The sequence below is a fragment of the Nocardia sp. CNY236 genome (assembly GCF_000482385.1).
Lineage (GTDB): Bacteria > Actinomycetota > Actinomycetes > Mycobacteriales > Mycobacteriaceae > Nocardia.
Window position 1 is genome coordinate 1 of sequence record NZ_AXVD01000051.1, and the last position, 15,233, is coordinate 15,233.

Annotated in this window: 14 protein-coding genes and 1 pseudogene; 7 read left to right on the plus strand and 8 right to left on the minus strand. The window is 63.2% G+C overall.

What is annotated here, in order from left to right; translation table 11 throughout:
* Positions 1–642, plus strand: a pseudogene (locus K940_RS33240) (cytochrome b); the annotation flags it as partial.
* A 107-nt stretch (positions 643–749) separates the two neighbouring features.
* Here the strand turns inward: K940_RS33240 and K940_RS29600 are convergent.
* Positions 750–959 carry a DUF397 domain-containing protein gene (locus K940_RS29600; RefSeq protein ID WP_036529541.1) on the minus strand — a complete coding sequence of 70 codons (210 nt, stop codon included), beginning with the start codon at positions 957–959 and terminating at the stop codon, positions 750–752.
* A 440-nt stretch (positions 960–1,399) separates the two neighbouring features.
* Here K940_RS29600 and K940_RS0120615 point away from each other — a divergent pair, with 440 nt between their 5' ends.
* The 3 genes from K940_RS0120615 (at position 1,400) to K940_RS0120625 (ending at position 3,666) form a co-directional block, all read left to right on the plus strand.
* On the plus strand, positions 1,400–1,882 hold the full coding sequence (locus tag K940_RS0120615; RefSeq protein ID WP_028479038.1) for a DUF309 domain-containing protein: 483 nt from the start codon (positions 1,400–1,402) through the stop codon (positions 1,880–1,882).
* Between the two features lie 74 nt (positions 1,883–1,956).
* Positions 1,957–2,910: a tRNA glutamyl-Q(34) synthetase GluQRS gene (gene gluQRS / locus K940_RS29605; RefSeq protein WP_051407415.1), complete on the plus strand. Its 954-nt coding sequence runs from the start codon at positions 1,957–1,959 to the stop codon at positions 2,908–2,910.
* A 45-nt stretch (positions 2,911–2,955) separates the two neighbouring features.
* Positions 2,956–3,666, plus strand: coding sequence for an RDD family protein (locus K940_RS0120625; protein WP_028479039.1), 711 nt, complete (start codon positions 2,956–2,958; stop codon positions 3,664–3,666).
* Between the two features lie 87 nt (positions 3,667–3,753).
* Here K940_RS0120625 and K940_RS0120630 read toward each other — a convergent pair whose 3' ends face one another.
* Positions 3,754–4,254, minus strand: a complete 501-nt coding sequence (locus K940_RS0120630) for a DUF4190 domain-containing protein (protein ID WP_028479040.1) — start codon at positions 4,252–4,254, stop codon at positions 3,754–3,756.
* 31 nt (positions 4,255–4,285) lie between these two features.
* Between K940_RS0120630 and K940_RS0120635 the strand changes: the two genes are divergently transcribed.
* A complete protein-coding gene (locus tag K940_RS0120635) occupies positions 4,286–5,062 on the plus strand; it encodes a queuosine precursor transporter (RefSeq protein WP_036529544.1) in 777 nt (258 codons plus the stop codon).
* A gap of 24 nt (positions 5,063–5,086) precedes the next feature.
* On the opposite strand, the gene tgt is transcribed toward K940_RS0120635, so the two are convergent.
* The 5 genes from tgt to K940_RS0120660 all read right to left on the minus strand — a co-directional run bounded on the left by tgt (position 5,087) and on the right by K940_RS0120660 (position 11,348).
* Entirely contained in the window at positions 5,087–6,322 is a 1,236-nt protein-coding gene (gene tgt / locus K940_RS0120640; RefSeq protein WP_028479042.1) for a tRNA guanosine(34) transglycosylase Tgt, read from the minus strand.
* A gap of 64 nt (positions 6,323–6,386) precedes the next feature.
* Positions 6,387–8,294: an ABC transporter ATP-binding protein gene (locus K940_RS0120645; protein WP_028479043.1), complete on the minus strand. Its 1,908-nt coding sequence runs from the start codon at positions 8,292–8,294 to the stop codon at positions 6,387–6,389.
* Positions 8,295–8,361: 67 nt separating this feature from the next.
* Positions 8,362–10,095 (minus strand): ABC transporter ATP-binding protein, encoded by a 1,734-nt coding sequence (locus tag K940_RS0120650; protein WP_028479044.1) that lies wholly within the window; start codon positions 10,093–10,095, stop codon positions 8,362–8,364.
* 110 nt (positions 10,096–10,205) lie between these two features.
* A complete protein-coding gene (locus tag K940_RS0120655) occupies positions 10,206–10,715 on the minus strand; it encodes an Rrf2 family transcriptional regulator (RefSeq protein WP_028479045.1) in 510 nt (169 codons plus the stop codon).
* Between the two features lie 18 nt (positions 10,716–10,733).
* Complete coding sequence (locus K940_RS0120660) at positions 10,734–11,348, minus strand: TetR/AcrR family transcriptional regulator (protein ID WP_028479046.1); 615 nt, start codon at positions 11,346–11,348, stop codon at positions 10,734–10,736.
* A gap of 202 nt (positions 11,349–11,550) precedes the next feature.
* Here K940_RS0120660 and K940_RS0120665 point away from each other — a divergent pair, with 202 nt between their 5' ends.
* Complete coding sequence (locus K940_RS0120665) at positions 11,551–13,848, plus strand: MMPL family transporter (RefSeq protein ID WP_028479047.1); 2,298 nt, start codon at positions 11,551–11,553, stop codon at positions 13,846–13,848.
* Between the two features lie 71 nt (positions 13,849–13,919).
* On the opposite strand, the gene K940_RS0120670 is transcribed toward K940_RS0120665, so the two are convergent.
* Positions 13,920–14,168 (minus strand): hypothetical protein, encoded by a 249-nt coding sequence (locus K940_RS0120670; protein WP_051407416.1) that lies wholly within the window; start codon positions 14,166–14,168, stop codon positions 13,920–13,922.
* 148 nt (positions 14,169–14,316) lie between these two features.
* Between K940_RS0120670 and K940_RS0120675 the strand changes: the two genes are divergently transcribed.
* Positions 14,317–14,772, plus strand: a complete 456-nt coding sequence (locus K940_RS0120675; RefSeq protein ID WP_028479049.1) for a deaminase — start codon at positions 14,317–14,319, stop codon at positions 14,770–14,772.
* Positions 14,773–15,233: the final 461 nt, after the last annotated feature.

The following is a 15,233-nucleotide window of genomic DNA, read 5'->3' on the forward strand; positions in this document are numbered from 1 at the left end:
CTGGTCATGGGGTTGGTGTTCGTGGTGTTGATCGCCTACCCCTGGATCGAGAAACGCCTCACCGGTGACGGCAACGCACACCACAACCTGCTGCAGCGGCCCCGCGATGTGCCGGTGCGCACCGCGATCGGCGCGATGGCGATCACGTTCTATGTGGTGTTGACCCTGTCGTGTGTCAACGACATCATCGCGTTCAAGTTCGACATCTCGTTGAACGCCACCACCTGGATCGGGCGTATCGGCCTGCTCCTGGGCCCACCGATCGCGTACTTCCTGACCTACCGGCTGTGTCTGGGCCTGCAACGCAGCGACCGCGCCGTCCTGGAACACGGTATCGAGACCGGCGTGATCAAACGCCTACCCCACGGGGAATACATCGAGGTCCACCAGCCACTGGGCCCGGTCGACGACCACGGACACCCCATCCCGCTGGAATACCAAGGCGCACCGGTACCGAAGAAGATGAGCAAACTCGGCGCCGCCGGCAAACCCGGCACCGGTAGCTTCCTGCGCCCGGACCCCCAACACGAAAGCGACCGACACTTCGAAATCGAACACGCCGAAGAACACAAACAACTGAAAGCGCTACAAGAAGTACAACAAACAGCCCACAGCGGTGAAAACGATTCCGCCACCCGATGACCGATTCCAGGTGTATCGACGATCGCATACGCGCGCCACGAAAACTCATGTGCCCCGAGTCGTGCGACTCGGGGCACATGAGCTCGATCAAACCATTCCGGTGCGGTCTATCCGCGCTGGAATCCGCCTGTCGATACCCCCATTAGGAAGGCATCCCATTCGCCCGGCGCGAGGGTCAAGATCGGGCCACGTCCATTGTCCTTGGTGTCACGAACGGCGACAGCGCCGTCGACGAGAAAAGCGACTTCCACGCAGTTCCCGTCTGGGCCACTGTATGTGCTCTTGCGCCACACAGCGCCCGTCACATCAACTTCCACCGCACTAGCTCCTTTGCTGCGTCGAGAGCGAAGATTCTCCTGACATCGGTCCAGCTAGCTCGGCACCCGACCGAAAGGCCGAATGCCGTCGTGCGCCTCCCGGTAGCGCGCACTTCCCAGTGCGTCGATATCGCACATCGGGCTCGAGAGGAAATCAACCTCGCGCGAGGCTTGTCCCCGCCGGTAACCCTAGCAGGTTGATCGAAAGTTTGCCCGCCTCTTGCTTATTCAATCATCGGAGCCAGAAGCGCGCACAAAGGAGGGAGTTGCGGAAATATAGCCAGATGCTTCCCGTCCATGCCACATACGCACACCATCGGTGGTGGTTCGACAGATCCGATTGTGACGGTGTCGGTCGACGATTCACCACTATTGGCGCGGCATCGCCGGCGCCGGCGCAGCTCGTGCACCGTCCGGGCAGTGTTGGCATCATGGAGGCCGTGGTCGAACGTGATCGTGACAGTGCTGGTCGGGCTCGCAACGCTCGTCCGCGCGACCGCCTCGGGCGGCCGCTTCCTGCGGGCAGTGTCGGGGTTGCTCGAATCCCGGATGATCTCGATCTACCACCCCAGCAAACTTTGTCCTTCGCCCAGCAACTTCTGGATGCGGGTCTCGCGTTCAATGCGCACGAAGTTTTGGAGGCGGCATGGAAGAACGGGCCGTTAGCTGAACGCTCGCTATGGCAAGCTCTCGCCCAGCTTGCCGTCGGCGTCACTCATGTACAACGCGGAAATCCCACAGGTGCGGTCAGGCTGCTCACCCGCGCCATGTCTCGCTTGACCGCCTACCGACCAGACGGCGAAAGCATGCCCTACGGTATCGACCGTGTCGGACTGTTGGCACACGCCGAATCGCTGATCGCCACACTGGCCGCGGGTGGCGAACCGACGGCTGATGATCTGAGGCCGCGACTGCGAAGTTGATCGCGCGCTCCTACCATGGCAGCCGTGCAGATCATCTCAGCGTCCACCGATCGAGTCCATGGCTGAGCGAGACCATGGCTGAGTTCGCGGCAGGGTTCGCCGACCGGTTCACCCCGGGGTGCGCCGCGGGTAGGTACGCACCGAGCCCGTCCGGGGACCTCCATCTGGGCAATCTCCGCACAGCACTGCTCGCATGGGCTTTCGCTCGCTCCACGGGCCGTCGGTTCCTGATCAGGATCGAGGATTTGGATCGGGTACGCCCCGGCGCGGAGCAACGACAATTGGATGATCTCGCCGCGATCGGCGTGGACTGGGATGGACCCGTGGTGCGTCAGTCCGAGCGCTTGCCGATCTACCAGTCGGCTATAGATGGCCTGGTCGCAGCTGGACTCACCTATGAGTGTTATTGCACCCGAAGGGAAATACAGCAAGCAGCCACCGCTCCACACGGGCCGATGAGCGCCTATCCGGGCACCTGCCGCGGACTCGACGCAGTCGCGCGCGCACGGCTGCGCGACGCGGGTCGCCCGGCGGCACTGCGCCTGCGTGCGTCGACCGCCGAGTTCGACGTCGATGACGACCTATACGGTCACTATCGCGGTCCGGTCGACGATGTGGTGCTGCGGCGCGCGGACGGTGTTCCCGCCTACAACCTGACAGTCGTGGTGGACGATGCAGCTCAAGGTGTCGACCAAGTGGTACGCGGCGACGACCTGTTGCCCTCGACGCCGCGGCAGGCATACCTCGCAACTTTGCTCGGGCTGCCGGTACCGCGGTACATCCATGTGCCGCTGGTACTCGATGCGCAGGGGCGGCGACTGGCGAAACGGGACGGCGCGGTGACGCTGACCGACCGCCGTGCTCTCGGGGACACGCCCGAGGACGTGATCGCCGTGCTGGCGGCCTCGCTCGGCTATAGGGCGGCATCGTCGTCCGAGCTGCTCGCCGGATTCGACGCTCGGCAGCTACCCCACGAGCCGTGGATACTCGATGTGAAAAGGTTGTTGCAACGCAGCCGATGTCCGTAACGTACTCGGCGTCCATGACAGATCGAAGGACGAGGGCAACCAACTATGACGAGCGGTGGGTACGACCCCAACCAGTATCCGGAGGGCGGGCAACCTCACGGGCAGCCGTACCCACAGGGTGGGCAGCCATATGGCCAACCGTACCCACAGGGCGGCGACCAGTACGGGCAGCCGCCCCAGTACGGCCAACAACAACCCCAGTACGGGCAGCCGCCCCAGTACGGCCAACAACCTCAGTACGGGCAGCCGCCCCAGTACGGCCAACAACAACCGCAATACGGCCAGGACCCCTACAACCCGCAAGCTCAGCTACCGGGCTTCGGTAACTACGGTGGCCAGCCGGGTGATCTCGGCACCCGGATCGGTGCGCGGGTTATCGACTTCATCATCCTGGTCATTCCCCAGCTCATAATCGGTTTCTTGATGGGCGATTCCGTCGGGATGAACCTCGTGCTCACAGCGGTTTGGGTTCTGGTGACGCTCGGCTATTTCGTCGGCATGGAAACCATGCAGGGCGCCACTCTCGGCAAGAAACTCTTGGGCCTCAAGGTGGTCGCTCCCGGCGGCGCCGCCACGATCGACCCGACCACCTCGCTGAAGCGCAACCTGTTCCTCGCGGCGAATCTCATTCCGTGCATCGGATCCTTGGTGACGCTGGGCCTTGCGATCTACATCGCAGTAACCATCAATCAGGATCCGAACAAGCAGGGCTGGCACGACAAGTTCGCCGGCGGCACCCAGGTCGTCAAAGCCTGACACGCGCAACGATCCGCAGTGTCCGGGAGCATCCGACTCGGATGCTCCCGGACACTTATGCGGCCGACATCCTTGCCTGGCAGCTGCTCACAAACTGGCTATGACCAGCACGATCCACACAACGGCGAGCGCCACCATGCCGACGCCGATCCAGATGCCGGCCAGTGCCATACCTCGCCCGTCTTGGCCGGACTGCTTGACTTGGTTCAGTGCCACCGCGCCGAGGATGATGCCGACGATGGCGCCGAGCCCGCAGGTGACAGGGGTGAGTAGCGACGAGATCATCGCACCGATCGCCAAGCCGTTCGTACCCTGCACCGGAGGTCCGTAGGGCTGATAGGAGTTCGGGTAGCCGTAGTTCGGCTGCGGGTACGGCTGCTGAGGTGGGTACGGCTGCTGCTGAGGTGGATACTGGGGCTGCGGAGACGGCGGCGTCGACTCGCCCGGATAGTTCGGCGCCGACGGATAGTCCGCGTGCTGCTCGGTCGGAGGGTACTGCGGGACCGAGTCCGGTCCGCCGAACTCCGATCGCCCCTCCGTGCCACCGTACTGCTTCCACCATTCGTCGGAATCGCCAGGATTCGTCATTGTTACAGCGTATCCACGACCTGGTTTGATGATGTGGGTGAGTAAGTCGAACGCAACCGAAGAACACATCGAGTCTGGGCGCCCCGCCCTGCATGCGGCATTCGCCCACGTAGCGCGGGGATACTACGCACCGATTGTGGCACTGTTCACCGCAACCCTGATCATCTCCAACATCTGCGCGACCAAGGGAGTGGAGTTTCTCGGCGACCGCGCGGTATCCCTGGGTCCCGTTCAAGTCCTGCCCATCGCCACCGATGGAGCCTTCTTCCTCTTTCCGCTCGCCTACATCCTCGGTGACGTACTCAGCGAGGTCTACGGCTTCCGCGCCACCCGACGCGCCATCTACTACGGTTTCGGCGCACTGCTGCTGACGGTCGCGTGCTTCGCCATCGCGATCGAACTGCCCGCTGCCGGCTTCTACGACAACCAAGAGGCCTTTCGCACCGTCCTGGGAACCACGCCCCGCCTCGTGGTCGCCGGGCTGGCCGGGTACTTCGTCGGGCAACTGCTGAATTCCGCCACCCTGGTGCTGATCAAGGAACGGACGAAAGAAAGCCATCTGTGGGCCAGGCTGATCGGATCGACCGTCGTCGGTGAATTCGCCGACACGCTGATCTTCTGCTCGATCGCCGCGGGAGCCATCGGTATCGACAGCTGGCAACAGTTCGTGAACTACTTGGTCGTCGGCTTCATCTGGAAGACCGTCTGCGAGATAGTTGTGCTGCCGATCACTTATCGAGTGATCGCGGTCCTGAAGCGGCACGAACCAACCTATGCTCCTGCGGGAACCGACCCCTTGCATACCTGAGCACGAACGTGGAGGACGCCTCGATCAGACCGAAGACCGCCAGCGGCCCAGGGTCTCGGCCTTGTACTCGTCGAAGTAGCCACCATCGATGCTCTGCCGGATGTTGTCGACAAGCCGCACGGTGAAGCGCTCGTTGTGAATCGTGCACAACGTAGCCGCCAGCATCTCTTTGGCCTTGAACAGATGGTGAATGTACGCGCGGGTGTAGTGGGCGCAGGTGTAGCAGTCGCAGGACTCGTCGATCGGGGTGAAATCACGGCGGAAGCGGCGGGTGTCGATATTGAACCGGCCGGTTCCGACGTAGATCGCGGCATTGCGCGCCACGCGTGAGGGGTTCACGCAGTCGAAGGTGTCTGCGCCGTTCTCGATAGCGGCGAAGACATCCTCCGGTTCGCTGATACCGAGCATATGGCGCGGTTTGTCCTCGGGTAGCTCGTCACAACACCAACCGACGATCGCACCCAAGTTGCGCTTTTCCAACGCGCCGCCGATGCCGTAGCCATCGAATCCTGTGCCCATGCCTCCCCGCATGGACTCGAGCCCCCGGCATGCCTTGCGGCGCAAATCCTCGTACTGCGCTCCTTGAACGACGGCGAACAATGCCTGGTATGGGCGGTGGGTGCGGGTCGCAGTCAGCCGCTCGTGCTCATCGATGCAGCGCTGCGCCCACTCCTGCGTGCGTCGCACCGAATTCTCCTGATACTCGCGGGTGTTGAACAGTGTCGTGAGCTCGTCGAAGGCGAACATGACGTCCGCGCCGAGTTGGTGCTGGATGCCCATCGACACCTCGGGAGTGAACCGGTGCACAGACCCGTTCAGGTGCGAACGAAAGGTGACCCCATCGTCATCGACGGTGGCCAGTCGTTCCCTGCCCGCGGCGATCACGTCGTCTCTGCGGACCTCCACTGCCTCCATCGCGAGCACCTTCTTGAAACCGGCGCCCAGCGACATCACCTGAAACCCGCCGCTGTCGGTGAAAGTCGGCCCCGGCCAGTTCATGAACGTACCGAGTCCGCCCGCTTCGTCCACGATGTCCGCGCCCGGCTGCAAATACAGATGGTAGGCGTTGGCCAGTACCGCTTGGGCGCCCAGATCTCGGATCGTCTCCGGAAGCACCGCCTTGACCGTGGCCTTCGTGCCCACCGGGATGAAGGCCGGTGTGGCAATGGCGCCGTGCGGGGTGGCGATCACACCGGACCGACCATGTCGCCCGTCGAGCCGGGCGCCGACGGTGAAAGAGAAAGCTTCGGGACTGGACACCTCGCTATCCTCGCAGCCTCACCGAAACGGCCCGCCACAGGCCGCCGCCGCACTCGTCAGGCCCTCACGCACTGGCAGCAGCCGCGAACTGAGCGTTGTACAGACGGTAGTACGTGCCACGCTCCTCGAGCAGCCGATCGTGCGTGCCGTGTTCCACGATTCGACCGGCGTCCATGACCACAATGAGATCCGCGTCGCGGATCGTCGACAGCCGATGCGCGATGACGAAGCTGGTCCGGTCTCTGCGCAACGCCGCGGTGGCCTGCTGCACCAGCAGTTCCGTGCGGGTATCCACCGAACTGGTCGCCTCGTCCAGGACGAGGATCGACGGCTCGGCCAAGAACGCGCGCGCAATGGTGATCAGCTGCTTCTCCCCGGCGCTGACCCCGGAACCCTCTTCATCGATGACGGTGTCGTATCCGTCCGGCAGCGCATGCACGAAACGATCCACATAGGCGGCCCGGGCTGCGGCGAGAATGTCTTGCTCGCTCGCGTGCGGGTTGCCGTAGGCAATGTTCTCCCGGATCGAACCACGAAACAGCCAGGTGTCCTGCAACACCATGCCGATCCGCGAGCGCAGATGCTCCCGAGTGACCTGAGTGATGTCGACGCCATCGATGGTGATCGCGCCCGCGTCCAGCTCATAGAACCGCATCAGCAGATTCACCAAGGTGGTCTTGCCCGCACCGGTGGGCCCGACGATCGCAATGACATGACCCGGCTCGGCAACCAGCGACAGTCGCTCGATCACCGGCCGATCCGGTTCATAGCCGAAGGACACCGCCTCGAATTCCACCCGGCCACGATCGACCGGGCGAGTGGCCGGCATCACCGGGTCCGGGCTCTGTTCCTCGGCGTCGAGAATCTCGAAGATCCGTTCGGCCGAGGCTACGCCGGACTGCAACAAGTTGACCATCGCGCCGATCTGCGACAACGGTTGGCTGAACTGGCGGGCGTACTGGATGAACGCCTGCACCTCACCGAGCGATATGGCCCCAGTGGCCACTCGGAGACCACCGACCAGCGCGACCAATACGAAATTCACGTTTCCGAGGAACATGACCGCCGGCATGATCAGACCAGAGATGAACTGCGCCTTGAAACTAGCCTGATAGAGGCTCTCGTTGCGCTTGTCGAACTCTGCGCCGACCTCACGGTTGCGACCGAATGCGGTGACCAGTTCATGCCCGGTGTAGGCCTCCTCGACCTGCGCGTTGACCTGACCGGTGTATTTCCACTGATCGACGAAATACGGCTTGGACCGTTTCGCGATCTGTGCGGTGATCACGATGGCGGCCGGCACGATGAGCACCGAGAGCACAGCCAGCAGCCATGAGATCCAGAACATCATGATCAGGACGCCCACCAGCGAGAACACCGACACCAGCAGCTGACTCAAGGTCTGCTGCAGGCTCTGGGATACGTTGTCCACGTCGTTGGTCACTCGACTGAGCACATCACCACGCGGTGCGGAATCGAAGTACCGCAACGGAAGCCGGTGAATCTTCTCCTCGACCTCATTGCGCAGCCGTTTCACCGTGCGATTGATCACGATGTTGAGCAAGTACCCCTGCAGCCACCCGAACAGCGAAGCGCCGAGATACAACACGAGCACCAGCAGCAGTACCCGCCCGACCGCGTCGAAGTCGACACCGATGCCAGGAACCACGTTCATGGCGCCGAGCATGTCGGCGAAAGTACCGTTGCCCTCGGCTCGCAGGGCTTCGATCGCCTCATCCTTGGTCACGCCCGCCGGCAACGTCTTTCCGACCAAACCGTCGAAAACCAGATTGGTGGCGCGGCCCAGAAGATACGGACCGAGAGTGTTCAGCACCACCGAGGCAATGACGAAACCGAAAATCAGCCAGACATACAGCCGCTCCGGTGCCAGCGTCCGCAGCAGACGCTTCAACGAGGGACCGAACGCTTTGGCCTTGCTACCCGGCGCTTGGGGAGACTGTGCGGGCCTCATCGCGCCTCCTGAATCCTGCGGGACACCCGCACCCGGTCGGCGCGACAAGGCGCTTCGCAATGGTTCCTCATCGCGCCTCCTCGGCACTCAGTTGGGATTCGACGATCTCCCGGTACTCGGCGCAGTCTCGGAACAACTCGTCATGGGTGCCGACGCCAGCCATCTCGCCGTCCTCCAACACCACGATTTGATCGGCGTCGCGTATGGTCGCGATGCGCTGGGCCACGATGATCACCGACGCGGTGGCCGTCGCCGGCTTCAGTGCCTCGCGCAACCGGGCGTCGGTCGCGACATCGAGCGCAGAGAACGAATCGTCGAACACATACACCCTCGGCTTCTTCACCAGCGCACGCGCAATGGCCAATCGCTGACGTTGACCACCGGAAACGGTGGTACCGCCCTGCGCGATCGGGGTGTCCAGTCCCTCTGGCATCTCACGAACGAAATCGTCGGCCTGCGCGATTTCCAACGCCCGCCAGAGTTCTTCCTCGGTCGCGTCCGGATCGCCGTAACGCAGATTGCTCGCAATCGTTCCGGAGAACAGATACGCCTTCTGCGGCACGAGCCCGATCTGCGCGCGCAACAGTTCCAGGTCGATGTGGCGCACATCGGTCCCGCCGAGATGGACCGCGCCGTCGGTGACATCCATCAACCGAGGAACGAGGTTGATCAACGTGGTCTTACCCGCTCCAGTGGAGCCAACGATCGCCGTGGTCGTGCCGGGACGTACCTGGAAATGGACACCCCGCAGCACGGGCTTCTCCGCGCGTGGATAAGCGAATTCGGCGAAGCGGAAGTCCACCACCGCGGGATCGTCGGCAAATGGTTGCGGCAAATGTGGCGAGTGGACCGAGGACTCGGTCTCGAGCACTTCGCCGATCCGGTCTGCCGAGACCGCAGCGCGGGGCGCCATCATCGCCAGGAACGACGCCATCATCACAGCCATCAGGATCTGCATGATGTAGGACAACATCGCGGTGAGCGAACCGATCTGCATTTCGCCTGCATCGATGGCTCGGCCACCGAACCAAACCACGGCGACCGCGGTGACATTGCTGATCAGCATGACCGTCGGAAACATCAACGCCATCAACCGACCCACCCGCAGCGCAGCATCGGTGAGTTCGGAATTGGCCACCCCGAATCGCCACGTCTCCTGGCGCTCCCGAACGAAGGCCCGCACCACCCGAATGCCGGTGATCTGCTCGCGCAGGACCCGGTTCACCGCATCGATCCTGGCCTGCATCAGGCGGAAGCCGGGCACCATCCGAGAGATCAGCACAGCCATGGACAGACCCAAAGCCGGCACCGCGACGAGCAACAGCCACGACAGGCTCAGCTCCTCACGCAACGCCATGACTATCCCGCCGATACACATGGTCGGCGCCATCACCAGGATGGTGACCGACATGACGACGAGCAGCTGCACCTGCTGTATATCGTTGGTATTGCGCGTGATCAACGACGGTGCGCCGAACATCCCCACTTCGCGCGCAGAGAACGTACCGACCCGATGGAGCACCGCGCCACGCAAGTCGCGGCCCGCACCCATTGCCGCCCGCGCACCCAGGTATACCGCGGCAGCAGAAGCAACGATCTGTACACCAGAGATGAGGAGCATCCACAGGCCGGTGCGCCAGATATAGCCGAGATCGCCTTTGGTGACCCCGTAGTCGATCAGGTCGGCGTTCAAGCTCGGCAGGTTCAACATCGCGATGACGGCGATCAGTTGAAGCACGACGACCCCCGCCAATTGGGCGCGATACGGAGCCAGATACGTACGCAGGAGTCTGATCAGCATGATGAATCGCAGGCTACCGGCAATCGACGTGACGCGTCACATTGATTACCGGTAGCTCAGCGTGACGCGTCACGCAGGCCCTTGACCAGGAGGATTCCAACGCACCCCGCTCAGCGCTCTCGTCGCGCCCAGGCGCCGGGGTCTCGAGTGAGCTCCTCGACGAATGCCGGTAGTCGATCGTGCGCGATGTCGTCGATGGTCACGTTCTCCAGCACCGTGCGGATATTGACCCGAAGCGCGATCCACACGCGCTGCAACGATTCGGCCGCGCCGGAATAGCGGATGTCCTCCGGTCGCGCACCACGCACCGAGGCCAGTGGACCCTCGATCGCCCGAATCACATCGGCGATGGAGATCTCGACCGCCGGCCTGGCCAGCCAGTATCCGCCATCCGGGCCCCGCCTGCTGATCACCAGATCGGCACGACGCAGCTCGCTGAGCACCGACTCGAGCACCTTGGGAGGAATCCGTTGGGATGTGGCGATCGCCTCGGCTTTCACCACCGGAGCGGCCTGCACGATGGGTCCGCCGTTCCCGATTGCCGAATTGTCCGGACACGGGGCGCTAGCGATTTCGAGCAGCGTCCGCACCGCGTAATCGATCTTCGCGGTGATATGCACAGCAGCGTCTCCCTGGCTTCAACGGTACGTAGTCGGAATCTGCCCGGACACACACGGGGTGAGCACCTTCGTCGCCGCATCCAGCAGCGACGCTTCCACCACGGAGTCATCCGCTCCGGGCACCAGTTCCTTGGACACCAATGCGACGCGAACCACTTCGAGTGCTGCGCTGGCGCGCAGCTTCGCGTCGTCGGTCGGGTTCGGCCCGGCAAGCCAACTTCGCAATGCCTGGCTGGAGTCGATGAGATCCGGATATCGGTCGGCCATCGCATTCAAGATCGCGACTGTGTCGCGCACCACGAGGGCGCCGGCATCCCGATGGTGGATGAACCCACGCAGGTAGGTCTGCAGCACGCGGCGGACGCCCTCCGTATCGTGCGGCACGCGGTCGATATCTTCGACCACCGAGCGCATGTGGTCGATAATCGGATCGATGATCGCCATCAGTAGGTCGAGCTTCGAAGCGTAATGATAGTAGAGCGATGCCTTTGTGATTCCCACCGCATCCGCAACTTCACGCAAGCTCGTCTGCTCGAATCCTTTGGCTCCAAACAGCCTTACCGCCGCATCTCGTATCGCGGCCTTAGTGCCTCCACCTGCGACAACAGCCGCAGATGTGTCGTGGACAACCATTGGATGATCCTCTCATCACTCGCATACCTGGCGCACATATCCAACCGGAATGGTGTTGGACCTCGACGGCACCCTTAGGTAGTCTACCTACCGCACGGTAGGCAGAAGCGCCAGTGGAGGCGGGGACACGCGAGGTGCCCCGCGAGTGCTGTCTACACGCAGAACCAGCACCGTCCCCAGTCATCGCTAGGAGTATCTTCTCGTGTCCACGTATCTGTATCGATGGGGGAAGCTCGCCTTCCGCCGGAAATGGATAGTCCTGCCCGTCTGGCTCATCGCGGTCGTGCTCCTCGGCATTCTTGGCGGGACGCTGGGAAAGCCGATGGCCGACAACTTCAGCATGCCGGACCTTCCTTCCGCCCGCGCGACCGACATCCTCGACAAGCACTTCCCTGGCGTCTCCGATGCGTATCAGGCCGATGCGGTCACCGGCACGTATGTGGTCGCAGCACCCGATGGACAGAAACTGACCGACCCGGCGAACCGGTCGGCGGTACAGGCAATCATCGGCGACCTCGGCCAGCTGGACATCGTCGACAAAAGCAAACCGATCGCCAACCCGATCGACGTGGCCGAACAGCGGGGCTGTCTGGCCGATCCCGATCCCGCACGATGCACCGGTGCGCCGTTGAACGTACTCAGTGAAACCGCACCGGACACCGTCGCGGTGATCGAGGTTCCGTTCACGATCGAGAAGTTCGCCGACGTGACCGACGAGGACCGTGACAAGGCATACGAGGCGGCTGCCAGCGCACGCAACGCCGGCCTCACGGTCGAGGTGAGCGGCACCATCATGATCAATCAGGAGGGCCCCAGCGGTAAGTCCGAGATGATCGGCATGGCTGTTGCGCTGGTCGTCATGATTGTGGCATTCGGCGCTGTCGTCGCTGCTTTCGTGCCGATCGCAACCGCCTTGGTCGGCTTGGGCGCGGCCACCTCGCTGATCATGCTCGGCACCGCGGTGATCGAAGTCCCCACGTTCACCACGTTCCTTGCCTCGATGATCGGCATCGCGCTGTCCATCGACTACGCGTTGTTCATCGTGTCCAGGTACAAGCACGAGTTGGTGGTGCAAGAATCCCCTGAGGAAGCGGCGGGAATCACGCTCGGCACAGCGGGCTCTGCGGTGGTGTTCGCGGGGCTGACAGTCATCATCGCCCTGGGAAGCCTGGGTATCGTCGGCGTCGAGTTCATGACCTTTATGGGCCTGGGTGGCGCGATTGCCGCTGCTTTCGCGGTGCTTACGGCGGTCACGCTCATGCCCGCGCTGCTGAGCGTACTCGGCCGCAAGCTGTTCAAGCCCAAATTGCCGCTGGTAGCCCAGCATGATCCAGAAGACGACGATGCGGTGACCAATGGCATGCGCTTCGGCCGTTTGATCGGCAGGGCTCCGTGGGTTGCGCTGATCTTGAGTATTGTGGTGCTGGGCGCGCTCGCCGCCCCGGCGACAGGCTTGAACCTCGGCCTGCCCGGCGACGACAGCATGCCGAAGACCTCCACCATCCGCAAGGCATACGATCTGCGGACCGAAGGCTTCGGCGAGGGCAGCAATGGCGTGCTGAACGTCGCCGCCGACCTGAGTGGGGTACCAGCCGGCGAACGTGAGGCCGCGGTCGAGGCGTTGCGCGACAAACTCGCGTCCTACCCCGACATGGACTATGTGACCCCGGCGCAGTGGAGCGAGAACCGGCAGGGTGCGACCCTCAACGGCGTGCCGAAGTCCGGGCCCAACGACCAGTCCACGAAGAACCTGGTACGCGACGCCAGGGAAGCCGAAGGCGAACTGAAGGCCGAATACGGCATGGAATACGGCATCACCGGTACGACCGCGATCTACGCGGACATGGACCATGTCCTGCTCAGCAAGATCGTGCCCTACCTTGCGATCGTGGCGGGTGCGGCGTTCGTCTTGCTGATCCTGGTGTTCCGGTCGATCCTGGTGCCGCTCACCGCAGCGCTCGGATTCCTGTTGTCGATGGCTGCGACCTTCGGCGCGACCGTGCTGATCTTCCAGGAGGGCGCGTTCGGCCTCATCGAGGATCCGCAGCCGCTGGTCAGCTTCATGCCGATCATGCTGATCGGCCTGGTGTTCGGCCTCGCGATGGACTACCAGGTCTTCCTGGTGACCCGCATGCGCGAGGAGTTCGTCCACGGCAAGTCCGCCAAGGAATCCGTGATCGCCGGCTACCATCACGGCGCCCGTGTGGTGACCTCGGCGGCGATCATCATGATTTCGGTGTTCGGCTCGTTCCTGCTGGAAAGCGACGTGACCGCGAAGTCGTTCGGTTTCGCACTGGCCGCGGGCGTGCTGCTCGACGCGTTCGTCGTCCGGATGGTGCTGATCCCGGCACTGCTCATCCTGATGGGCAAATGGTCGTGGTGGATGCCGGCCTGGCTCGACCGCATCCTGCCCGACATCGACGTCGAAGGTGCGAAACTGCGCGAACTGCAGCAGCGTTCGACCGAAACGACCGAAACAGAACCGGTAGGCGTCCGCTGATCTGTCGACCCACCCCGGCCCTGCACTCGGTTTTCGAGTGCAGGGCCGACCCGTTTCGAGGGCCAGGAGTTCTACTCGCTCGGTTGGGGAAGCGCACAGTCACTCACCTTCGGATTCAGGCCTAGATAGTTGAGTGGGCCGGCGAGCGCAGTCGCCGCGACTGTGCCCCACCCAGCGCAGCTGACCGGGGGGCCGCCTTCGAAGTGGTTGCGCTGGTTGGCCGCAAGTAGCCCGACAGCCAACCAGATCAGCAGAACCAATCCGAACAGTCGGGAGCCTGTGCCGCGCCTGGCGCGTGCACGAGATTCGTAGTCGCGCATCTCATAGGATCCTTCCGTGCTCTCCGTGAGCACGGAATACCCCGAAACCCGATCAGTATCCTTTCCCATTCCACCTACCACCGGCGGACATTCTGGCGAACTCCAAGTTCACATTCCACAACCGCTCCACCAGCAGAAGGAGAAACCAGTGACCGCTCCGGACCACCGGCGCTGGATGACGCGGGCCGTGGAACTGGCCCACCTGTGCCCGACGGTGGCGAACGCATACTCGGTCGGCGCGGTGATCGTGGTCGACGGGCAGGAAATCGCGACGGGCTATTCGCGCGAAACCGATGCCAAGGGGCACGCCGAGGAAGTCGCTCTCGACAAGCTCGACGCTGGCGATCCTCGGCTCGAGCGCGCCACCATCTACAGCACGCTGGAACCGTGTTCGCAACGTGCGACCGCCACGCGGCGACCATGCACCGACCGGATCATCACCGCCGGGATCCCGGTGGTCGTGATCGCATGGCGGGAACCGTCGATTTTCGTCGAAGATTGTGTCGGGGTGGAAAAACTCTCTCGGCACGGTATCGAGGTGATCGAGCTCCTGGAATTCACCGATGCGGCGAAGGCGATGAACCGCCACCTGGGCCTGCCTTGACCCAGTGCACCGCGAAGGGCACCGGCCGGCCTCGCATGGGTTGATGTCCGGCTGGCATGCCTTCTTCGTTTCGAGTTCTCCGGTGTCGAGTCCAGTGGTCGCGGCGGCGCGTCATCGATGTGGCGGGTGGGTTACCCGGCGCCGACACACCCGCCGTGTACCGGAAGGCGAGCAAACGAGCCGATCGAACGATGGGAGCGGTCGCTGTCGCCCTGCTGGAATCGAGTGGCATCGTCACCGGGCAACCATGACCCGGTAGAGCCACGGGTGCGGCTCTACCCATCGAATTCCTCTTTCCTGCGGGTGCTCATATCGGCGCACGGGCTCACCGGTAGCGCGGTCGATGTGACCGAGCCGGTTCAGGCCGACGCGACCAGGATTTCAGCTGACCCGGAAAGTCGCTTCGGCGGCGATGAGCTGTGCGAGGTCGTCGGGGCGGCTCCACATGGGCCAGTGACCGG